This window comes from Bradyrhizobium sp. NAS96.2, from assembly GCF_001908235.1.
Classification (GTDB): Bacteria; Pseudomonadota; Alphaproteobacteria; order Rhizobiales; family Xanthobacteraceae; genus Bradyrhizobium.
Genome location: NZ_LGHK01000159.1, coordinates 1 through 22,522, shown reverse-complemented (window position 1 = coordinate 22,522; position 22,522 = coordinate 1). Strand labels below are relative to the sequence as shown.

Annotated in this window: 16 protein-coding genes and 1 pseudogene; 6 read left to right on the top strand and 11 right to left on the bottom strand. The window is 65.2% G+C overall.

Translation table 11 applies throughout. The features are described 5' to 3' along the window. Window positions 1–60 precede the first annotated feature (60 nt). The 11 genes and pseudogenes from AC628_RS29745 to AC628_RS29695 all read right to left on the bottom strand — a co-directional run bounded on the left by AC628_RS29745 (window position 61) and on the right by AC628_RS29695 (window position 14,371). Complete coding sequence (locus AC628_RS29745) at window positions 61–1,386, bottom strand: ABC transporter substrate-binding protein (RefSeq protein ID WP_502689788.1); 1,326 nt, start codon at window positions 1,384–1,386, stop codon at window positions 61–63. Between the two features lie 83 nt (window positions 1,387–1,469). Then, the gene (locus AC628_RS29740; protein WP_074130351.1) at window positions 1,470–3,254 is read right to left on the bottom strand and encodes an FAD-dependent oxidoreductase; all 1,785 of its coding nucleotides are present in this window, start codon (window positions 3,252–3,254) and stop codon (window positions 1,470–1,472) included. A 35-nt stretch (window positions 3,255–3,289) separates the two neighbouring features. Further along, window positions 3,290–4,192 carry an intradiol ring-cleavage dioxygenase gene (locus AC628_RS29735; RefSeq protein ID WP_074130311.1) on the bottom strand — a complete coding sequence of 301 codons (903 nt, stop codon included), beginning with the start codon at window positions 4,190–4,192 and terminating at the stop codon, window positions 3,290–3,292. Next, window positions 4,170–5,304: pseudogene (locus AC628_RS29730) on the bottom strand (maleylacetate reductase). Before AC628_RS29730 ends, AC628_RS29735 begins: the two are co-directional and overlap by 23 nt. A gap of 211 nt (window positions 5,305–5,515) precedes the next feature. After that, window positions 5,516–6,403 carry a helix-turn-helix domain-containing protein gene (locus tag AC628_RS29725; RefSeq protein WP_074130310.1) on the bottom strand — a complete coding sequence of 296 codons (888 nt, stop codon included), beginning with the start codon at window positions 6,401–6,403 and terminating at the stop codon, window positions 5,516–5,518. A gap of 124 nt (window positions 6,404–6,527) precedes the next feature. Then, window positions 6,528–7,202 carry a spermidine synthase gene (locus tag AC628_RS29720; RefSeq protein ID WP_074130309.1) on the bottom strand — a complete coding sequence of 225 codons (675 nt, stop codon included), beginning with the start codon at window positions 7,200–7,202 and terminating at the stop codon, window positions 6,528–6,530. Window positions 7,203–7,340: 138 nt separating this feature from the next. After that, window positions 7,341–10,574 (bottom strand): bifunctional cytochrome P450/NADPH--P450 reductase, encoded by a 3,234-nt coding sequence (locus AC628_RS29715; protein WP_074130308.1) that lies wholly within the window; start codon window positions 10,572–10,574, stop codon window positions 7,341–7,343. A gap of 131 nt (window positions 10,575–10,705) precedes the next feature. Further along, window positions 10,706–11,701, bottom strand: a complete 996-nt coding sequence (locus tag AC628_RS29710; protein WP_074130307.1) for an alpha/beta fold hydrolase — start codon at window positions 11,699–11,701, stop codon at window positions 10,706–10,708. Between the two features lie 11 nt (window positions 11,702–11,712). Continuing rightward, entirely contained in the window at window positions 11,713–13,263 is a 1,551-nt protein-coding gene (locus tag AC628_RS29705) for a WS/DGAT/MGAT family O-acyltransferase (RefSeq protein WP_074130306.1), read from the bottom strand. 53 nt (window positions 13,264–13,316) lie between these two features. After that, on the bottom strand, window positions 13,317–14,051 hold the full coding sequence (locus AC628_RS29700) for an alpha/beta fold hydrolase (RefSeq protein ID WP_245321390.1): 735 nt from the start codon (window positions 14,049–14,051) through the stop codon (window positions 13,317–13,319). 65 nt (window positions 14,052–14,116) lie between these two features. Further along, on the bottom strand, window positions 14,117–14,371 hold the full coding sequence (locus tag AC628_RS29695) for a DUF6489 family protein (RefSeq protein WP_074130304.1): 255 nt from the start codon (window positions 14,369–14,371) through the stop codon (window positions 14,117–14,119). Between the two features lie 375 nt (window positions 14,372–14,746). Between AC628_RS29695 and AC628_RS29690 the strand changes: the two genes are divergently transcribed. The 6 genes from AC628_RS29690 (at window position 14,747) to AC628_RS29665 (ending at window position 22,288) form a co-directional block, all read left to right on the top strand. Then, entirely contained in the window at window positions 14,747–16,345 is a 1,599-nt protein-coding gene (locus AC628_RS29690; protein ID WP_074130303.1) for an ABC transporter substrate-binding protein, read from the top strand. Window positions 16,346–16,448: 103 nt separating this feature from the next. Further along, window positions 16,449–17,429 (top strand): ABC transporter permease, encoded by a 981-nt coding sequence (locus AC628_RS29685; RefSeq protein WP_074130302.1) that lies wholly within the window; start codon window positions 16,449–16,451, stop codon window positions 17,427–17,429. 11 nt (window positions 17,430–17,440) lie between these two features. Continuing rightward, on the top strand, window positions 17,441–18,403 hold the full coding sequence (locus AC628_RS29680; protein WP_074130301.1) for an ABC transporter permease: 963 nt from the start codon (window positions 17,441–17,443) through the stop codon (window positions 18,401–18,403). Next, complete coding sequence (locus AC628_RS29675; RefSeq protein ID WP_074130300.1) at window positions 18,400–19,383, top strand: ABC transporter ATP-binding protein; 984 nt, start codon at window positions 18,400–18,402, stop codon at window positions 19,381–19,383. The genes AC628_RS29680 and AC628_RS29675 overlap by 4 nt, the downstream gene beginning before the upstream one ends. After that, window positions 19,380–20,375, top strand: coding sequence for an ABC transporter ATP-binding protein (locus AC628_RS29670; RefSeq protein ID WP_074130299.1), 996 nt, complete (start codon window positions 19,380–19,382; stop codon window positions 20,373–20,375). Before AC628_RS29675 ends, AC628_RS29670 begins: the two co-directional genes overlap by 4 nt. 107 nt (window positions 20,376–20,482) lie before the next feature. After that, window positions 20,483–22,288: a gamma-glutamyltransferase family protein gene (locus AC628_RS29665; protein WP_074130298.1), complete on the top strand. Its 1,806-nt coding sequence runs from the start codon at window positions 20,483–20,485 to the stop codon at window positions 22,286–22,288. The last annotated feature ends 234 nt before the right edge of the window (window positions 22,289–22,522 follow it).

The following is a 22,522-nucleotide window of genomic DNA, read 5'->3' as shown; positions in this document are numbered from 1 at the left end:
GAGAAGATGCGCGGACGTGGCCGCGCATCCTCGATCGACGATTTGCCTGCGACGTGCTCGCTAGCTCAGCGCCTGCATGTCGCCGCCGAGCGGAATCTGCGGCGCCAGTCTGTTGTCCGTGATCACCATGTCGTATCTGTCGCCGTTGAGCCGCCATTGGCCGCCGACCAGCGGCGTCTTGGCGATGTTCTTCGCCGCGAACGGCGGCACCGTGCTGGAGCCGAATGCGACCTGGCCGACGATCGTATCGAGCTTGGTGGCGCCGATTGCTTTCGCGAGCGCCGCGCCGTCGCTCGGATCGCTGGAGCGCTTGATGGCGTCGATCGCGACCTCGAACAGCGAATGCACGAAGCCGATCGGCTGGGTCCATTGCTTGCCGGAGGCCTGCTCATATCCCTTGGCGAGATCGGCCGCGCTGACGCCGCTGAGGCTCGACTTGTAAGGATGCGTCGGCGTCCACCACACCTCGGTCGAGATGTTGTTGCCGCCCTTGCCGAGCGCCTGCACCGATGCTGGGAACAAGAGCGCCTTGGCGACCGACACGACTTTCGGCTTCAGCCCCTTCTGCCGCGACTGGTTCCAGAACGTGGTGAAGTCGGGCGGAATGATCACGCCGGTGATGATCTCGGCGTCGGCGCCGCGGAACGCGGCGATCTGCGAGCTGAAATCGTCGGTAAGGTTCTGGAAGCGGCCGGGATCGGTGAGCTTGAAGCCCTGCTTGGCCATCACAGGCGGGAAGCCGATCGTGGTATCGCCCCATGCATTGCCGTCGGCATCGTTCGGAAACAGCGCGCCAACCGATTTGTTGGTCGCGACCTGGCTCCACATGCTGGTGAAGACGCCGATGACGTCCTCCAGCCCCCAGAAATAGTGGAAGGTGTAGTCGAACGGCTTCCAGCTCTTGGGATCGCCGGGATTGGCCTGCCGGCCGATGAAGTTGGTCTGCCACGGCGCGACGGAGGAGATGCACGGCACCTGCTCGAGCTCGCACTGCGTCGCCACCGGATTATTGGTTTCAGGCGTGGCGCCGACCACGATCAGGCTGACATTGTCGCGGGTGATCAACTCCTTGGCGACTTCAGCGGCGCGGTTCGGATTCGACTGGCCATCCTTGGTGACGACTTCGACCGGATAGGTCTGCGATCCAACCTTGACGCCGTCCTTGATGAATTTCCGGAATTCGCCGAGCACGAAGTCGTCGGCTTCGGCGAATGCTGCGAGCGGGCCGCTCTTCGGAGAGACATAGCCGATCTTGATCGGCTTGTTGGCGGCGCGCACGGCCGGCGCGAACAACGTCGTGCTACCTGCGGCGGCGAAACCACCGGCGATGCCCTGCAGCACCCGGCGGCGATCGAAAGACATGACGCTCAATTCGTCCTTGCTCATTTTCCCCTCCTTGATGCAAGCCGGTCCCATGCCGGCTGCCGTTCATTTCGTTCTGAAAAAGGATTGCCGGCGTCGCGCCGCAATCACGCGGCGGCGACGGACTTCGCTTGCGCGCTGCGGCCGAGGATCTGGCCGAACACCTCGAGCAGCACATTGGAGGCGTCAGCCGCCGCCTCCTTGGCGCGCCAGGCGACATACATGTCGGGACGCACCAGCACGCAGCCGTCCTCGTCGACCTCGCTCTGGCGATACCAGTCGGCATAGATGTCGAGTGCGTCGCAGCCCTGCGGGCCGATCGTCACGACATCGACCGGCAGGCCGTAGGCCGTCTCGACCGCGGCGGCGGCCGTCTTCCAGCCATCGCCGCCGATTCCTGTGAGCAGCGTGAAGCGGCCCTTGCCGGTGAGATCGAGCGTCGATTTGCGCTCGCCTTGATGCTCGACCCAGACATGCGGCAAATGCGCGCCGGGCCAGGTGGTGGCCTGATAATACAGCTCGTGATCCCGGGTGAAGGCCGGCATCGATGTGCCATCGGAGACCACGGCGGTCGAGGCGTAGCGCTGGTTCAGCTCGACGCCGTGGCAGTTGAACTCGTAGCTCTTGTTGGCGATGGCCTCATAGAGCTTCTTGCGGCGCGCCTTGCCCTCAGTGGTCGGCGCCTTGCGCGCCGCGATCGCCTTGCGCGCTTCCGCCGGATCGGTCGAGGCGACGAGGCCCACCGCCTCGAAGATCGGCGGGAAGTCGCCGATGCTCTTGTTGGCGCGGGTCACGATCTGCTTGCCGACCGGCTGCCGCTCCGCCGAATAGGTCTCGAGCAGCGACGGCGCGGCGTGGCCCTCGAGCACCAGCTTCAGCTTCCAGCAGAGATTATAGGCATCCTGGATCGAGGTGTTCGAGCCGAGGCCGTTGGTCGGCGGGTGGCGATGCACGGCATCGCCGACGCAGAACACCCGGCCCGACGAATAGTGGCCGGCATACATCTCGTTCACGGTCCAGGTCGAGGTCGAGCGAACCTTGACCTCGAGCGTCTCGTCGCCGACGAGGTTGCGGACGATCGAGATCGCCTCGTCGTTGGAGAGCTTGCGCTCGCCCTGCTCGATGTCGTAGCCCCAGATGATCAGCCATTCGTTCCACGGCCGCACCATGCGGATCAGGCCGGCGCCGATGCCGCCGATCTCAGCGCCTGGCTGCAGCACCCAGTACAGCACGCTCGGCCGGTGCGCGACGTATTTGCTCAGGTCGGCCTGCACGATGATGTTCATGCTGCCTGCGCGGCCCATCTGCCCTTCCATCGGCAATCCGATCACTTCGGCGACCCGGCTGCGGCCGCCGTCGGCGCCGATCAGATATTTGGCGCGGATCTGATAGGTCTCGCCGGACAAGCGATCTCTCACCGTCGCGGTGACGCCGTCGGCATCCTGCACCAAATCGACGAACTCGGTGTTGAAGCACAGCGAGGTGCCGCGCTGGCCGGCCGCCTCGATCAGGATCGGCTCGAGGAAATTCTGCGGCAGGTCGCAGATGCGCGCGGGACTGGCGAGGTCGTAATCCGCCTTGCGCGAGGGATGGTTGCCCCACGAATACAGCCGGCCGAACTCCTCGCCGGCGAGGCTCTCGCAGAACACATTGTTGGCCATCAGATGCTGCGGCACCGCCTGCGCGACCGCCTTCTCCTCGAGGCCGAGATCGCGCAACACCTCCATCGCGCGCTGATTGGTGATGTGGGCGCGCGGCGTGTCGGCGAGCCAGCCATATTTGGTCACCAGGATGTGCTTGACGCCGTACGTGCCGAGCAGTGCCGCCGCCGTCGCGCCAGCCGGGCCACTGCCGACGACAAGTACGTCGGTCTCAACAGGTTTGCTGGTCATGGTCCTCTCCTTGGTCATGTTGTTGGTTGTGATCGTTATTCCGCGGCCATCATCGGCTGCGGCACCAGGCCTGCGCCGGGCTTCATCTGGAAGTCGTAGGTCATCAGGTGCCACGGGCTGGAGACGCGCTCGCCGTTCGGCAGCATTGGTTCGCTCTTCGGCTCGACGCGTGCGATGAGCTCGTCCTTGACGCCGAACACCGCGTCGCTGCGCAGATAGTCGTCACCGTCGAGGAAGACGTGGGTGATCAGCGGCTCGTAGCCTCCGGCCTTGACCAGGAAATGCACATGCGCCGGCCGCATCGGATGACGTTTCGTCGCGGTGATCAGATCGCCGACCGGACCGTCGGTCGGGATCGGGTAGCTGCACGGCAGGATGGTGCGGAACGAGAAGCGGCCGTCGGCATCGGTGACGAAGCGCGCGCGCAGCGATGGGCCGTGCGCCGCGTAGTCCGCCTTCTGCGAATCGTAGAAGCCGTCGGCGTCGGCGTGCCAGACATCGATCTCGGCGCCGGCGAGCGGCTTGCCGGCAAGGTCGGTGACGCGGCTCTGCACGAACATCACTTCGCCGTCGATCCCTTCGGAGATGTTGGCGCCGTGCGGCGTGACGCGGTGCTCGCCGACATAGAACGGCCCGAGCACCGTGGTCTCGGTCGCGCCCTCGCGCTCGCGGTGATTGACGGCGTCGACCAGCATCGAGACGCCGAGCACGTCGGAGAGCAGGATGAACTCCTGGCGCAGCGGCGTGCAGGTCTGGCCGGTGCGGGTCAGGAATTCGATCGCCTGATTCCATTCCTCGAAGGTGAGCTCGGTGCGGCGCACCAGATCGTGCAGCGACTTGACCGTCTCCTCGATGAGAAACTTCAGCCGCTTGTTCGGCGTGTTGGCGAAGCTGCGGATCACCTCGTCGGTGAGATCATGCTCGTTGAAATTGGCCATCATGTTGTTCCTTGATCTTGAGATGTCGGTGCTGCGCAGGCGCGTCGCCGCGCCAGGCCGCCGCGATCAGGTCCTGGATCGCGACGCGCTCTATAGGTCTTGGATTGGCATAGGGGCTGCGCACTGCCATCTCGGCGGCGCGCGCGATGCCGTCCTCGGGCATGCCGATGTCGGCCAGCCGGCGCGGCAGTCCGAGCCGGCGCGCGAGGTCGAACAGCGCTTGCGGCGCATCCGTCGTGCGCAATGCGCGCGCAATCCGGGCCATCGCGTCCGGCGCGGCGGCGGCGTTGTAGGCCGCCGCATGCGGCAACACGATCGCGTGGGTTTCGGCGTGCGGCAGGTCGAACATGCCGCCCAGCACATGGCAAAGCTTGTGGTGCAGCGACATCCCGACCGCGCCAAGGCAGACGCCGCATAGCCAGGCGCCGTAGAGTGCATCGCGCCGCGCGCCGGGATCGGCGGGTCCAGTCATGATGCGCGGCAGTGCGCGGGCAAGCGCGGCGATGCCGTCCTCCGCCATCAGCGAGGTCAATGGATTGGCGTCGGGCGCATACAGCGCCTCTACCGCGTGAGCGATCGCGTTCAGGCCGCTGGCGGCGGAGACATGCGGCGGCAGGCTGACGGTGAGATCGACGTCGTAGATGACGGTGTCCGGCACCAGATCCTGGGAGTGCTGCGTGGTCTTGATGCCGTTCGTGGTTTCGCCAAGGATTGGCGTCATCTCCGAGCCGGCATAGGTGGTCGGCATCGCGATGTGCGGCAGCCCGGTGCGCAGCGACAGCGCCTTGCCGAGCCCAACCGTCGAGCCGCCCCCGATCGCAACCAAGCCGTCGATGTCATGGGATTCAACGATGCGAAGCGCTTCGTTGGTGATCTCGACCGGCGTATGCATGCGCGCGCCGGCAAACGTTCCTGCGAGCCGGTCGCCGAGGCCCGCGCCAAGCCGGCGTCCGAGATCCTGCTGCTCGGGGGGTGGTCAGCACCAGCGCCCGCTTGATGCCGAGGCGCTCGGTCTCCTCGCCAAGCCGCGCCGAGGTGCCGGCGCCGAACACCACGCGATATTGCTGCGAGCAGTAGGCAAAGGCGCCCTGACCGGTATCACCGGCCCCAATGATCGGCGGGCGTACGGCATCGGACGCTGCGATGCTCATGGCATTTCTCCCAACCGGCGGACCGGCAAATTTCACCTTGTTGGGAGAAAGCTAGCGGTAGGCGGCGGTCGCGGGCCTGCACGAAACCGGAGAGAATCTGCACAAAACCGGAAAAATCGTCAGCCCGGATGAGGCGGAGCAGCGCCCCTCGTCTGACCCCGCCCGCTACGCGCTAGTGGCTGCGCCGGTATCGCCCCGGCGTCACGCCGGTGAAGCGGCGGAACATCCGCGTAAAATGCTCCTGATGCGAGAAGCCGCAGGCCAGCGCAATGTCGGCGAGACCGTGCGTCTCGTCGGCCAGCAGCGCCCTGGCGCGCTCGATGCGCAGATTGAGCACGTATTGGTAGGGCGAGACGCCGCTGGTCGCCTTGAACAGGCGTACGAAATATTCGGTGCTGCGGCCGCACAGCTCGGCCAACTGGTCGAGCCGGATGTCGGTGTCGAGATTGGCGTCGACGAATTCGCGGATGCGCGCCATCTGCCTGCTGCTGAGCAGGTTCGGATGCTTGCCGGCCTCCACGCTCGGCTTGTGGAAGTTGATCGCGACAAAGCGGTTGGCGATCGCCTGCGCGATCGGATCGACGAACAGCGACGAGGCCGGCAGGCCGCCGGTGATGGTCTCGCCGATCGCCGCGGCGAGATGCTCCAGCACGGCATCCTGATCGCCGAGCATTGGCGCCAGCCCGCCGATCAGGCTGGACGCCCCGTCTTGGCCCGCGAATAGCTCGGATCGCAGATAGATGTGGGTGGATTCCAGCGCCTCACGCAAAACCACGTTGCAGCTGTGCCCGGCCGGCAGGAAGAACACGCCGCCGCGCGGGATGTGCCGGGCGACCGACTTGCCGTCCATCACATAGGTGATGTCGACCGGACCGCCGCGGTGCAGCACCATCAGATTGTCCGACAGCGCGTGGAAATGCCCGTCAAAGGGCCGCTCGCGCTGGACCGAGGCATACGCCGACGACCAGCCGAGCCCCTCGCTCGAGCCACGGAATTCGGCCTGGAAGCGGTTCAGGATCCCGTGCGTCTCCTGCACCCCAAAATTCGACGTCGCCTGCATCCGGCAGTCCGAGGGCTCGAGGCTTCACGTGCCGGTCGAGTGAAACCCAACGGCCATGGATTTTCAACACAATCGAACCGACGGCTCCCCGCGGCGACCTTGCTGCGTCGCAATAGCTGGGCTTCTATTCCTTGACCGCAAGCCAGATCACGTGGCGTACACCGCGGCCACGCCCCGTGGCACGGACCGCAATCTCGTTGACCACGAACCCGGCCCGGGACAGCGATTTCGGGAACCTGGCGTTCGGACCGGACGACCAGACGGCAAGCACGCCGTCGCGCCGCAACGCGGCGTTTGCGGCCCGGAGGCCGGAGACGTCGTACAGCGCGTCGTTGGCCTTGCGGGTCAGCCCCTCCGGGCCGTTATCGACATCGAGGAGGATGGCATCGAAGCTGCGCGGATGGCGCGCGATCACGTCAGCAACATCCGCCTCCTCGATGCTCACGCGCGGATCGTTCAGGCTGTCGCCGAAGATCTCGGCCATCGGGCCTCTCGCCCAAGCGACCACGGCCGGCACCAGTTCGGCCACCATGATCTGCGCATCCGCTCCGAGCACTTTGAGCGCCGCCCGCAGCGTGAAGCCCATGCCGAGGCCGCCGATCAGAAAATGCGGTCGTGCGACCTTCTCGATCTTCCTCGCCGCGAGCGTCGCCAGCGCCTCTTCCGAGCCCGACAGGCGGCTGTTCATCAGCTCGTTGGTGCCGAGCATGATCGAGAATTCGCGGCCTCGCCGCATCAGGCGCAACTCACCTTCGGTGCCGGGAATGCGCGCGGTGTCGATCTTTTCCCATGGAATCATGCGGCGGCTTGTAGCATGGCCGATGCTCCCAAATCACCCATGCGTAGCCCGGATGGAGCGAAGCGAAATCCGGGAGCCGGTCGGTCCGCATCTGACGCTGTCCCGGATTTCGCTTCGCTCCATCCGGGCTACGAAAACCTACCCACCGGCCCAGACGTCGAGCACGTAGCGGTTCCTGGTGCCCATCTCCTCGATCCAGCGCGCGGCCGCATCGGCACCAGTGCCGGTACGTTCGCGATAGATCGACATCAACGTCGCCTTGACGTCGGGCTCCATCTTGCCGCCGTCGCCGCAGACATAGACGATCGCGCCCTTCTGGATCAGCTCCCAGACCCTATCCTTCTGTGCGGCAACGAGATGCTGCACATAGGTCTTCGGGCCATCGGCGCGCGAGAACGCGGTGAAGAGCTCACTGACGCCATCGGCGGCGAACGCCTTCAGCTCATCCGCATAGATGAAGTCCTGCTCCGGATGGCGGCAGCCGAAGAACAGCATCGCGGGGCCGAGCGTCGCGCCCCGTGCCTTGCGCGCGGCGCGCTCCTGCAGGAAGCCGCGGAACGGCGCGAGCCCGGTGCCCGGCCCGATCATGATGATCGGCACAGTGTTGTCGTCGGGCAGGCGGAAGCCGGCCTTGGTTTCCTTGATGGTGGCGTGGACGGTGTCGCCGGCTCTGCGGCGCGCCAGGTAATTCGAGCAGATGCCCTTGTAGATGCCGCGACCCGAGCTTGCCGGCGCCTCGACGACACCAACGGTGACGCTGCAGCGCTGCGCCTCGTCGGCCGGAGACGACGAGATCGAGTAATAGCGCGGCGCCAGCAGCGACAGCATTTCGAGGTAAAGGTGGAACGGCAGTTCGCAGGCCGGATATTCCTCGAGCAGATCGAACACCGATTTGCGCCGGGCCAGCACCTCGGTGCGATAGCGCTCGGCCGAGGCGTCGTCGTCGCCGACATAGGCCATCAGCTTCGGCTTGGTCACCGGGCAGCGGGTGTGCTCGGCCATGATCTGGATCTGCTTGCGGGTTGCGACCTGCTGCAACTCGACGAACTCGGTGAGTAGCCGGCCGACCGACACGGCATTGCCGACCGGCAGTTGCGCACGGCGGCCTTCCGAGACCTGCAGGCGGATCTGGTCGGCCGGCAGGAAGCCGAAGCGGCGGGCGACGGAATCGACCAGGGTCGGATCGTTACGCGGCACCACGCTGAGATGATCGCCGACGCGATACTTCAGGCTGGCCGGCAGCTCGACCTCGATATGCCGGGTCGAGCGCTCCGACGGATGGGCGCCTTCCTTGGTCTGCAGCTCGCTGTTGGCGAGCACCTTCATCGGCACTGCGCCGCCTTGCGTCACGATGGTGTTGACCGCGCCCTGCGCCACCGGCTCGATCGCATAAAGCGGTTCGTCCTCGGCGGTGCGGGTGAAATTCCAGTCGATGCCGAATTCCTTGGTCGCGACCTTCGCCGCCTCGGGGAACCATTTCTGGAACTGGCCGTCGAGATCGCTGCGGGCATCGCCCTCGCCGCGCGGATAGACCGCGCGGGCGCCATGCTTGGTCAACTGCTCGTCGATGAAGCGCGGCACCGACTGATAGGTCGCCGCCCAGTCGCTGTTGCCGCAGCCGAACACGGCGTAGCGCACCTTGGCGAATGCGTCCTTCGGCAGGTCGCTCTCCAGCCACTTGACGAATTGCGTCGCATTGTCGGGTGCTGCGCCATTGTAGGAGGCACAGATGATCAGGACGCCGCCCTCCTCCGGCAGCTTGCCGACATAGTCGTCCAGCGGGCCCAGCCGGGTGGCAAAACCGTTGATCTCCGAGAGATCGGCCATGCGGGTCGCGAGTTCCTCGGCCGAACCGAGGTTGGAGCCGTAGAGCACCAGCATCGGCGTGTTGTGGCCGGGGCGCGTGGTCGGCGCGCGCCGCGGCTTCGGCGCGGCCGCAACGGCGCCCGTGCTGCCGGCAAACGCGCCGCGATCCCTGTCGTCGCGCGGCCGCACCTTGATCCGGAAGCCATCGGGCTTGACAGTCAGCGTCTCCTTCAGATGCATCTGGTAACGATGCACGTCGAGCAGCTTGAAGCGTTGCAGGATCATCCCGATCGCCAGCGCCGCCTCGTGCATGGCAAAGCCGCGGCCGATGCAGGCGCGCTGGCCGTTGCCGAACGGCTTCCAGGCATTGATCGGGCGCTTGGCCTCGGCCTCGCGGCTGAAATTCTCGGGATCGAACACATCGGGGTTCGGGCCCCAGACAGAGGGATCGCGGTGCAGCGCCATCACCAGGATGGTGATGAAGGTGTTCTTCTTGAGCTTGTACTTGCCGCCGATCATCTCGTCGTTGAGCGGCGCGATGCCGTAAGCCGGCGCCGGCGGCCACAGCCGCAGCGCCTCCTTCAGGCATTGGGTGATGTAGGTGAGCTGCGTCACCTGCTGATAGGTCGGCCGCGCGTTGACGTCGGGACCGAGGACGCGATCGACCTCCTCATACGCCTTCTTCAGCACCTCCGGATGCTTCAGCAGCGCATAGATCGTGCACGACAACAGGCCAGAGGTGGTCTCGTGTCCGGCGATCAGGAAGGTATTGATCTGGTAGCGGATGTTGACGTCGTCGAGTTGCTCGCCGGTGGCGCGGTCGACGCCGGTCATCATCGCGGCCAGCATGTCCTTCTTGTCGTCGGTCACGTCGGTGTTGCCGCGGCGTTCGGCGATGATCTCGTCGACCATCTTGTTCATGAAGGCGACGTCGTCGGCGAGCGTCTTGCGCCGCTTCTGCATCCACAGGCCCTCGAGCGGCAGGCCGCGGGTCATCATGATGGTCTCGAGCGAGCGCACCAGCGATTCCACGAACGGGTGGTAGTCGCGGCGGTAGAACGAATTGAAGCGATAGTCGAAGCCGCACAGCCCGATGGTGTCGAGGGTCAGCGCCGTCATGTCGTGGACGACCTCGATCTCCTCGTCGGCGTTGAGCCGCTCCCATTTCTTGACCAGTTGCTCGGCGATATCGACCATGCTCGGGTGGTACGACTGCATGGCGCGGTTGCCGAACGGCTGCATCAGGATGTTGTGCGCCTTGCTCCAGTTCGGCTCCTTGGTGTCGGCGGTGAACAGCCCGTCGCCGCCGACCGCGCGCACCCGGCGCAGCGAGCCGCGCACCGCCTTGTCGAAGCGCTTCTCGTCGGAGAGCTCGTCGACCAGGTCATGGCCGGACACGACTACGAGCGGCGCGCCCATCATGTCGAGCCAGAAGATCGGGCCGAGCTCCTTGGAGAGCTTCACCAGATGCTGCACCGGCGCGGTCGAATCCAGCGACAGCATGTTGCCGACCACCGGCTTCGTCGGCGGATGCGGGATCGGACTCAGTCTGTTGCCGGACGCCATGTTGGAAGTGCCCCCTTGTCTTTCCACCCGTCATTGCGAGGAGCGAAGCGACGAAGCAATCCATCTCTCCTCATATGCGGGCAGATGGATTGCTTCGCTTCGCTCGCAATGACGGCTATACCGTCGCGTCGTCACCCAAATCGCCTCTTACGCCATTCGATCAGCTTGGCGCTGACTTCGTCAGGCTTTTCCTGCTGCGTCCAATGGCCGCTGTCCTTGACCAGATATTTTTCGAGGTCCGGCACCAACTTCTCCATGCCGTCGGCCGCCGAAGGCGGCAGCACCGCATCGTTCTCGGCCATGATCATCAGCGACGGCACCCGCACATTGTGGTCCAAGCCAGCGGAACGTTCCCAGTTGCGGGTGAAGTTGCGATACCAGTTGATGCCGCCGGTGAAGCCGGTCCTGGTGAAGGTGTCGACGAACACCTTCTTCTCGTCCGCTGACAGGATCGGGGTCCGCGGATCATGCTTGGCGTCGTAATTCGCGATCATCTGCGGGAACGCCAGATTGAGCCGGGCCGACGCCCCGACGCCGGCGATCGGCTGTTCGGGCGGCGCATCCGCGGGACGCGGCGCCGGCTTGCGCATGAAGGCATCGAAGGTCTGCTCGACCCGGCTGCCAAAAATCCGGTCCGGCTCGCGCGCCGGATCCTGGAACTGGACGATGTACATGTGGTCGCCGAAGCGCTGGCGGAACAGCGCGATCGGATCCATTGGCGCACGGTCCCAATGCGGCGTGTTGACGCCGACGACGCCGGCGACCCGTGACGGGTGCCGGAGCGGCATCTGCCAGACGACAAAGCCACCCCAGTCGTGACCGACGAAGATCGCCTTGTCGATCTTGAGATGGTCGAGCAGGCCGACCAGATCGCCGGTCAGATGCTCCATGTCGTAGGCCTCGACCGGCTCGGGCCGGTCGGTCGCGCCATAGCCGCGCTGATCCGGTGCAATCACCCGGATCCCGGCCTCGCCCAACGCCTTGATCTGGTGACGCCAGGAGAACGCCAGTTCAGGCCAGCCGTGGCACAACACTACGGGCGGCGTGTCGGTCCTGGGGCCGGCTTCGTAGAACCCCATGCGAATGCCGTTCGTCTCGGCGAACTGCAGCGGTGGCATATCGATCATTGAAGCAATTCCTATTCGGCCGCGCCCTTGATGTCGGCAGGCGGGGGAGCGAACGCCGCCTCGAGTGCATCGAATTCGAGCGGCAGCATGTCACACATCACCTGCACGTGGGGAATGATGTTGGCACCCACGATGAAGCCGAAATCGAGCTGATCGCGGTAGCTCTGCACGGTGATGTTGAGCGCAACGCCGTGGGTCGAGATCGAAACCGGGAAGATGTGCAGCAATTCGGCGCCCGCCGCGTACAACGTCTGCCGCGGCCCCGGCACGTTCGAGACCGTGATGTTGGTCGCCGGCGGCAGCACGTTGGAGAGGTCGGAGCGGCTGTAGAGCAGCGCCAGGATCTGCACCAGGATCGGCGCCCCCAGCAGCGAGATGTTGGTCACCTGCGGCACCAAAGCGCGCAGCGGATGCGACATCTCCTTGGACTTGGTGGACTGCGCGATGATGGTTTCCAGCCGCTTCTTGGGATCCTCGATGTCGGTGGCGATCGAGCAGATCATGCCGAACACCTGGTTGTTGGACTCGGCATTACCCTCCTCGCGCAGCGAGATCGGCACGCCGGCCGTCAGCGACTTGTTCGGCAGCGCGCCCTGGCTGATCAGATAGCGCCGCACCACGCCGGAGGCGAGCGCCAGCACGACGTCGTTGAGCTTGCCGCCGGAGGCTTTCGCCAGCGCCTTGGCGCGCGACAGCGAGATCGAGGTACCGGCAAAGCTGCGCTCCGACGAGATCGCCTTGTTGAGGATGGTCGGCGGCGAGGCCATCGCCTGCAGGCTTTCGCGCGACCGGGGATCGGCGACCTTGGCGACGACGTCGGACAGGCTCTTCATGACGGTCGGCATCGAGCCCGCGAACTTCACCGCGCTCTCGATCTGGAACATGGCGTTGTCGAACAGGATCGAGCCGAGGTCGCTCTTCCCGGAGCGGGGCAGCTCGAGGTTCTTCTGCGCGGCAGCGGCCGCCTCGAACGGCTGGGTCCACAGCTGCTGATAGGCGTCGATCAGATTGGCGGCGATGTCGCGCGGCTCCTGCGCGACCTTCTTGGCGCCCGGCGGCTCGATCTCGCGCGGCACCGGCGTCAGGTCGTAGATCATGCTGGTCAGCGCAGCGCCGGCGCCGCCGTCGATGCAGGCGTGGTGCATCTTGGAATAGAGCCCGATCTCATTGTCCTTCATGCCCTCGAAGACATAGAACTCCCAGAGCGGGCGGGCGCGGTTCAAGAGCTTGGCGTGCATCCACCCGACGATTCGCTCCAGCGTGGCACGGTCGCGTGGCGCAGGCAGGCTGGCGCGGAAGATGTGACGGTCGATGTCGAACTGGTCGTCCTCGACCCAGGACGGATGGTCGATGTCGAGCGGCGCCTTCTGCAGCCGCGCCTTGAGGATCGGCGCGATGTGCAGCCGCGAGGCGATCATCGCCTTGAATTCCTCGAAGAAGTCGCCCTTGTAGCCGTCGGGCAGCCGGAAGATCGCCATGCTGCCGACATGCATCGGCATTTCCGGCGTTTCCAGATACAGAAACGATGCGTCCAACGAGGACAGCTTCTTGGCGTCGCTCATGATCTCCTCCCGAGAGCCAACTCACGCGGGCGCCTTGGCGGCGCTTCTCGTCGTTAGGATAGTGCCTGTTCTGCCGGCCCGTAGGCAATGGCAAAGGGGCCCGACCGGTCAAAATGCCGGAACTCGCCTTCCGGCTGTGCCAGCCGGTCCGCGATCGCCCACAAAGCTGCGGGGTTGACGCCGAGGCCGAGGTGGCTCGCGAGATGCACCTCGATGTTCTCGGCGCTCTCCGACGGGCGCACCCGCGAGGTCCGCCAGTTCACGATGCCGTCGGTGCGGGAATAGATCGAGGTTGTCGGCACCGGCATGTCGCCGGCAATCGCGGCGCGGATTTCGGGAATGTCGTCGACCGCCTCGCCGGACAGCAGCTCATAGAGCCGCGTCGCATTGGTGGCGCGGATGTCGTCGGCGAACGGACAGCCCAGCGTCACGATCGAGCGCACCAGGTCCGGCATCTGCGACGCCAGGTCGCGCGCATAGACGCCGCCGAGGCTCCAGCCGATGATCGAGACCTTGCGCCCTGACGCCTCATGGACCCGCTTCAGCAGGTCGCGCAGCGCAGCCCGCCTGCTGGAGATGCCGCCGAAATTGCGGCCCATGTTCCAGGCATAGGCGTCGTAGCCAAGCTCCTTCAGATAACGCCGCATCGGCGCCATCGACAGGTCGCTGGCGAGGAAGCCCGGCAGCGCCAGCACCGGATGGCCATCGCCCTTCGGCGCCTGCATCAGCAGCGGCGACAGCAGCAGGCTCGAATTGAGTTCGAGCACGCCGCGCGCTTCCGCCAGCATCAGGAACAGGCTAGGCGGGCGCAATCGGCGTTCGGTCGCATCAACGCTCCCTTTCGCGGCCGCCACTATTTCTTATCCTTCTTGCCCGCGCCGCCGAAACCGGCCATCGCCACGAACATGTCCTGGAAGCGCTCGGCGAGCTTGGGATCGAAGGTGAACCAGCTCTGCATCAACGCTTCCGGCGAAACCTTGTCGATGTTCGACAGCATCTGCTGTTGCAGCCTGTCCATCACCGCGTTCTGCATCGGTGCCACGTCCGGCAGGCCGAAGAACTGCCGCGCTTCAAGGGGCGTACAATCTATCTCGACGTTGACCTTCATATCCGCCTCCTCAAATGCGCCTGACCCGCCTAAGTATCGCCGGGACGGGGTCGGTCACGCAAGCGAGCCGTACCTGCCCCGATGGATAGTCGGCCTCAATCATCCGTTATGGTCAACCGAACCGTTTCGAGCGGCCGGCGCAAACGGGGCTCGCCGGCGGTCATTCCGGGACCAGCAAGCGGCACTCCGAAAGTCGAATGTCACGCGCCCGCACCGACCGCCTACTCTCATCTCGCATTCATTGCGCTGCACCCGCGCGAGGCGATTAACCCTTTGGGAAATCGCGCTTGCGCGGCCGGTAAACTCTGGCAACATGCATCAATAATACCAGCCGGACAAAGCAGCCGGCGGACAAAAACGGGGACGCGGGATCACATGTCGGTACGTTGGAGTTTGTTTGCGGCGACCGCCGTCGCGCTCATCGCCTTTGCCTTGCCGGCATCGGCCCAGACGCTGAAATATGCCAATCAGGGCGAACTGAAGTCGCTGGACCCCTACACGCTGAAGGAAACCACGACGATCGCGCATCACGCCCATGTCTATGAAGGCCTCACCGCGCGCGACAAGGACCTCAAGATCATTCCGGCACTGGCGGAAAGCTGGGAGACGCTGACCCCGACCAAATGGCGCTTCCATCTGCGCAAGGGCGTGAAATTCCACAATGGCGATCCCTTCACCGCCGACGACGTGCTGTTCTCCGCCGACCGCGTCCGCGCCAAGGGCTCCAATTTTCTCAGCAACGTCCCGGCCGACGCCAAGTTCACCAAGGTCGACGACTACACCGTCGACGTGACGCTGGACTCGCCCAATCCCATCCTGACCTCGCAATGGGATAGCTGGTACATCATGGACAAGAAGTGGTGCGAGGAGAACAACTCGGTCGCACCGACGCCGGCCTCCGCGACCACGCCGAGCTACGCGGCGCTGCACGAGAACGGCACCGGTCCGTTCACGATCGAGAGCCATCAGCCCGGCGTGAAGACCGTGTTCAAGGCGTTTCCGGGCTATTGGCGCAAGCCCGAGCATAATCTCCAGGAGATCATCTTCACCCCGATCGGCTCCGACGCCACCCGCGTTGCCGCGCTGCTCTCGGGCGAGGTCGATGTCATCGAACCGGTTCCGCTCCAGGACATCCAGCGCGTCAATTCCAGCGGCATCGCCACCGTCATGACCGCGCCGGAGATCCGCACCATCTTCATCGGCATGGATATGGCGCGCGATGAGCTGCTGTACTCCAACGTCAAGGGCAAGAATCCCTTCAAGGACATCCGCGTCCGCGAAGCCTTCTACAAGACGATCGACGTCGATCTGATCAAGACCCGCGTGATGCGCGGCATGTCGACGCCCTCGACGCTGATGATCGCGCCCGAGCTCTATCCGCTGTCGAAGGAATTCACCCGGCCGAAACTCGATCCTGACGGTGCCAAGAAGCTGCTGGCCGATGCCGGCTATCCGAGCGGCTTCGAAGTCACCATGGATTGCCCGAACGACCGCTACGTCAACGACGCCGCGATCTGCCAGGCCGTGGTCGGCATGCTGGCCCGCATCGGCGTCAAGGTGAACCTGCTGGCGCAGCCGAAGGCGCAGTATTTCGCCAAGGTGCTGAAGCCCGGCGGCTACCAGACCTCGTTCTTCATGCTGGGCTGGACGCCCGCGACGTCAGACTCGCACAACGTGCTGCACGACATCCTCGGCTGCCGCGACGATCCGAAGGATGCAACGCGGGGCGAGGCCAATCTCGGCGGCTATTGCAACAAGGAAGTCGACGCGCTCACCGACAAGGTCCTGGTCGAGAGCGACACGGCCAAGCGCGACCAGTTGATCAAGCAGGCCTATGAGATCGTCATCAAGGATTACGGCTATATTCCGCTGCATCAGCAACCGCTGGTGTGGGGTGTGTCGAAAAAGGTCAAATTGACCCAGCGCGCGGACAACCAGGTGCTGCTCTACTGGGCGACCAAGCAGGGTGAGTAGTGGTTTCGGCGAATTGGGTCCCGGAAGCGCAGGCTTCCGGGACCTCGCGTTTTCAGGCCGCGCAAAGCCGCGCGCCACATGTCAAAAGCAGTGAAAGGTAGAGATGCTCGCTTTCACTCTTCGCCGCCTCCTGCAGGCGATCGGCGTGATGCTCGCCGTAGGCGTCATTGCGTTCGCGATGTTCCGCTTCGCCGGCGATCCGGTGAACCAGATGGTCTCGATCGACACCTCGGCGGCACAGCGCGCTGAAATCCGGCACTCGCTCGGCCTGGACGATCCCGTGCTGGTGCAGTTCGGCCGCTACTTCATCAATGCGCTGCAGTTCAAGTTCGGCGTGTCCTACCAGTTCCGCCTGCCGGTCTCATCGCTGCTGGCGGAGCGCCTGCCGGCGACGCTGGAGCTCGCGATCTGCGCGACGCTGCTTGCGATGGTCGCCGGCATCCTGATGGGGGTCTATTCGGCGCTCCGCCGCGACACCATCCTCGCCAGATTATTCCAGGCGATATCGCTGATCGGCATTTCGCTGCCGACCTTCCTGATCGGCATCCTGCTGATCTATCTGTTCGCGGTGACCTTGGGCTGGCTGCCCTCCTTCGGCCGCGGCGAGGTGGTGAAGCTCGGCTGGTGGTCGACCGGGCTCCTCACCGTCTCCGGCTGGAAGGCGATCATCATGCCGGCGATCACGCTCGGACTGTTCCAGATGACCCTGATCATGCGGCTGGTGCGTGCCGAAATGCTGGAAGTGCTGCGGACCGACTATATCCGCTTCGCCCGCGCCCGCGGCCTGACCACGCGCGCGATCCATTTCGGCCACGCGCTGAAGAACACGCTGGTTCCGGTGATCACGGTGGCCGGCCTGCAGTTTGGCTCGGTTATTGCTTTCTCGATCATCACTGAAACCGTGTTCCAGTGGCCGGGCATGGGGCTTCTGTTCGTGCAGGCCGTGCAAAACGTCGATATCCCGATCATGGCCGCGTACCTCCTGATGGTCTCGCTGATCTTCGTCACCATCAATCTGGTCGTCGACATCCTCTACACCGTGGTCGATCCGCGCTTGCGCTCGACCGTCAGCCGCGCGACGTGAGGGACCAACCGATGTCCGACGCCGTCGTCCCGCATCGCTCCGAAGATCACCCGCAGGCACCTGCCGGCTGGTTCAAGCGCGCGCTCGACAGCGACATCTTCTATTCGTTCCGGCGATCCCGCCTGACGATGGTCGCTGCCGCGATCACGCTGCTGTTCTTCCTGCTGGCCATCTTCGCATCCTGGCTTGCGGTGCAGAATCCGTTCGATCCGGCGCAGCTGCAGCTGATCAACTCGCGGATCGCACCGCTGTGGACCGCCGACGGCCAGAGCCCGTTCCTGCTCGGCACCGACGAGCAGGGCCGCGACGTCCTCTCGGCGATCCTTTTCGGCCTGCGCATCTCGCTTGCGGTCGGCCTCGCGGGCGTCGTCTTCGCCGGGGCGCTCGGCATCGCCCTCGGGCTGGTCGCCGGCTATTTCGGCGGCGCGGTGGACAGCGTGATCATGCGGATCGCCGACGTGCAGCTCACCTTCCCCGCGATCCTGATCGCGCTCCTGGTCAACGGCGTCGCCAAATCGCTGCTCGGCAACCGGCTCGACGAGATGAGCACGCTCGGCGTGCTGATCGTCGCAATCGGGCTCAGTTTCTGGGTGCAATATGCCCGCACCGTGCGCGGTTCGGTCATGGTCGAGAAGAACAAGGACTATGTGGCGGCGGCACAGCTGATCGGCCTGCCGGCGCCGAAGATCCTGCTGCGGCACGTGCTGCCCAACACGATGGGCCCGATCCTCGTCATCGCCACCATCAATCTCGCGCTTGCGATCATCACCGAGGCGACACTGTCGTTCCTCGGCGCCGGCATGCCCGACACCATGCCCTCGCTCGGCACCTTGATCCGGATCGGCAACAACTATCTGTTTGCCGGCGAATGGTGGATCGTCGCCTTCCCGGGCATCGCCCTGGCCGGCCTGATCCTTTCCATCAACCTGCTCGGCGACTGGCTGCGCGACGCGCTCAACCCAAAGCTCCGATGACCCAGCCTGTTCTTTCCGTGCGCAATCTCGAGGTGGAATTCGTCACCCGCCGCGCGACCTTGCGCGCCATCAACGGCGTGTCGTTCGATATCGCCAAGGGCGAGGTGCTGGGCGTGGTCGGCGAGTCCGGCGCCGGCAAGTCGGTCACCGGCCTTGCCGTGATCGGGCTGATCGATCCGCCGGGCCGCATCTCGGCCGGCGAGATCGAGCTGTCGGGCACGCGGATCGACCACCTTCCGCTGGAGGAGATCCGCCGCGTCAGGGGCAAGCGGATCGGCATGATCTTCCAGGATCCGCTGACCAGCCTCAATCCGCTCTACCGGATCGGCGACCAGATCATCGAGACGATCCGGACCCACACCAGCTTAAGCGAAAGCGCCGCGCGCAGGCGCGCCATCGATCTGTTGGCCGAGGTCGGCATTCCTGCACCGGAAAGGCGCATCGACGGCTACCCGCACGAATTCTCCGGCGGCATGCGCCAGCGCGTCGTCATCGCGCTTGCGATCTGTGCCGAGCCCGAGCTGATCATCGCCGACGAGCCGACCACCGCGCTCGACGTCTCCGTGCAGGCGCAGATCATCGCGCTGATCAAGCGGCTCGGCCGCGACCACGGCACCGCGGTGATGCTGGTGACCCACGACATGGGCGTGATCGCCGAGACCTGCGACCGCGTCGCGGTGATGTATTCGGGCCGCATCGCCGAGATCGGCCCGGTGCAGGAGGTGGTACGCAACCCCTTGCATCCCTACGCCCGTGGCCTGATGGGCGCGATCCCGACGCTTGCGGGCGAGGACAAGCGCCTGGTGCAGATTCCCGGCTCGATGCCGCGGCTGTCGGCGATCCCGCCGGGCTGCCCGTTCAACCCACGCTGTGCGTTTGCGTTCGATCGCTGCCGCGTCGAACGCCCCGAGCCGATCCGGCAAGGCACGCAATCCGTCGCCTGCCATCTGTTCGATCCCGCGAAGGAGACCGCGGCATGAGCGCGACATTGATCGAGGTCAGGAATTTGCGCCGCGTCTTCGACGTCTCGAAGCCGTGGCTCAACCGCGTGATCGAGGGCGGCCATCCCGAATTCCTCAAAGCCGTCGACGGCGTCAGCTTCGACATCAAGCGCGGCGAAACCTTTGCGCTGGTCGGCGAATCCGGCTCGGGCAAGACCACGGTCGCGCGCATGGTCGTCGGTCTGTTGCCGCCGAGTTCGGGCGAGGTCGTCATCGATGGCGTCTCGATGACCGATCCGCGGCAGGGCCAGGCGCGCCGCCGGCTGCGCCGGCGCATCCAGATGGTCTTCCAGGACCCCTATGCCAGCCTCAACCCGCGCTATCGGGTCGCCGCCATCGTCGCCGAGCCGATCCGCGCCTTCGACCTGATCCAGGGCGAACGCGACATCAAGGCCCGGGTCGGCGAATTGCTCTCGCTGGTCGGTCTGCACCCCGACGACGGCCAGAAATTCCCGCACGAATTTTCCGGCGGCCAGCGCCAGCGCATCGCGATCGCCCGCGCGCTGGCCTCCCAAGCCGAGTTCATCGTCTGCGACGAGCCGACCTCGGCGCTCGATGTCTCTGTGCAGGCGCAGATCCTCAATTTGATGCGCGACCTTCAGGACAAGTTCGGCCTGACCTATCTGTTCATCAGCCACAATCTCGCGGTCGTCCGGCACATGGCGAGCCGGATCGGCGTGATGTATCTCGGCCGCATCGTCGAGATCGCCGAGGGCCGAAAATTGTTCGAGAATCCGCGGATGCCCTACACGAAGATGCTGCTCGGCGCGGTTCCGGACCTTGCGATGTCCGGCCGCCAGCGCATCCCGGTCAAGGGCGAGATTCCCAACCCGATCGATCCGCCGCGGGGCTGCTCGTTCAATCCGCGCTGTCCCCTCGCCTTCGATCTCTGCCGCGAGAAGACGCCGGAACTGATCGACGGCGTCGCCTGCCACGCCGTCAACAGCCCTGCCGCCGCCGTTCCGGCATGATCACGCGGATGGGAGCGGCCATGTCCACCAAGCGGTTGGCATACCAGCCCGGCTGTGATCAAGTGCGCGCGCAAAAAGCCCAACAAGCCGCCGAACGGTGAATAGCCATGAGCAACGTCAACCCCGATCCATTCACCACAAGGCCGGAGATCGAAGGCACCTTCGGCGTCGTCACCTCGACGCACTGGATCGCCACCGCGGTCGGCATGGCGACGCTGGAAAAAGGCGGCAACGCCTTTGATGCGGGCGTGGCAGCTGCCTTCACCCTGCAGGTGGTCGAGCCGCATCTGAACGGCCCCGGCGGCGACGTCCCGATCATCGTGCACGACGTCAAGCGCGGCAAAACCGAAGTGATCTGCGGCCAGGGCCCGGCGCCGGCGAAGGCGACGATCGCGCACTATCGCAGCGAAGGCCTCGAAATGGTGCCCGGCACCGGCCTGCTCGCCGCCTGCGTGCCCGGCACGTTCGAAACCTGGATGCTGCTGCTGCGCGACTACGGCACATTGAAGCTGCGTGACGTGCTCGAGCCCGCGATCGGCTATGCCCGCGACGGCCATCCGCTGGTCGAGCGCGCGTCCGCCACCATCAAGACCGTCGAGCAGCTGTTCCGGAAATACTGGACCACCTCGGCCGACGTCTATCTGCCCAATGGCGAGGTGCCGAAGCCCGGCACGCTCTTCACCAACAAGAAGCTCGCGGAGACCTACGCGCGCATCCTGACCGAGGCGGAGAGCGCCGGCGGCGACCGCGTGGCGCAGATCGAGCGCGCCCGGCAGGCCTGGTCGAAGGGCTTCGTCGCCGAGGCGATCGACAAGTTCTGCCGCACCCAGGAGGTGATGGACGTCTCCGGCTCGCCGCACCGCGGCGTGCTGTCGGCCGACGACATGGCGCGCTGGCAGCCGACCATCGAGGCGCCGCTGACCTACGATTACGGCCGCTACACCGTGCAGAAGGCCGGGGTCTGGAGCCAGGGTCCGGTGATGCTGCAGCAGCTCGCGCTGCTCAGGGGTTTCGAGCTCGACGGGCTCGATCCTGCCGGCCCCGACTTCATCCATCTGCAGATCGAAGCCGCCAAGCTCGCCTATGCCGATCGCGAGACCTTCTATGGCGATCCAAAGTTCACCGACATCCCGATCGAAACGCTGTTGTCCGACGCCTATAACAACGAGCGGCGCAAGCTGATCTCGAAGGACAAGGCTTCGCTCGACTTCCGCCCGGGCTCGGTCGAAGGCTTCGGCGGCGTCGTCAAATTGCGACATGCCGAAGGGCATCGCGAAGCGGTCGGCGCCATGGGCGCGGGCGAGCCGACGGTCGGCCGGTTCGGCGAGGTGCGCGGCGACACCGTGCATTTCGACATCATCGACAAGGCCGGCAACATGATCTCGGCGACGCCGTCCGGCGGCTGGCTGCAATCCTCGCCTGTCATTCCCGAGATCGGCTTCTGCCTCGGCAGCCGCGCCCAGATGTTCTGGCTGGAAGAAAACCACCCGGCCTCGCTGGCGCCGGGCAAGCGGCCGCGCACCACGCTGTCGCCGACCATGGCGCTGCGCGACGGCGAGCCGTATCTCTCCTGGGGCTCGCCGGGCGGCGACCAGCAGGACCAGTGGATCACGCAATTCTTCCTGCGCCACATCCATGCAAAACTGAATTTGCAGGAGGCGATCGACGCGCCGGCCTGGCACTCCGAGCATTTCCCGATCTCGTTCTGGCCGCGGACCTCGCGCCCCGGCGTGCTGGTGCTGGAAAACCGCGTGCCGAAATCGACCATCGACGAATTGAAACGCCGCGGCCATGTGGTGGAGATTGGCCCCGATTGGTCGGAAGGCCGCCTCACCGCGGCCTCGAAGGTCGGCCCCCGCCGCCGCGCCGCCGCCAACCCGCGCGGCATGCAGGGTTACGCCGCAGGCCGCTAAAGACGAGATGATCGCCACAGCATGATGACGTTACGTCGGATCGCAGAGCGAGCTCCCAACTCCACCTCGCCCCGCCTGCGGGGAGAGGTCGGAATTCAAGCGCAGCTTGAATTCCGGGTGAGGGGGAATCTCCGCAAACCCGATTTACACCGTCTTCGCGGAACAAGCCCCTCACCCCAACCCTCTCCCCGCAAAGAGCGGGAGAGGGGGAAGAGACATGAGATGACCTGGTCG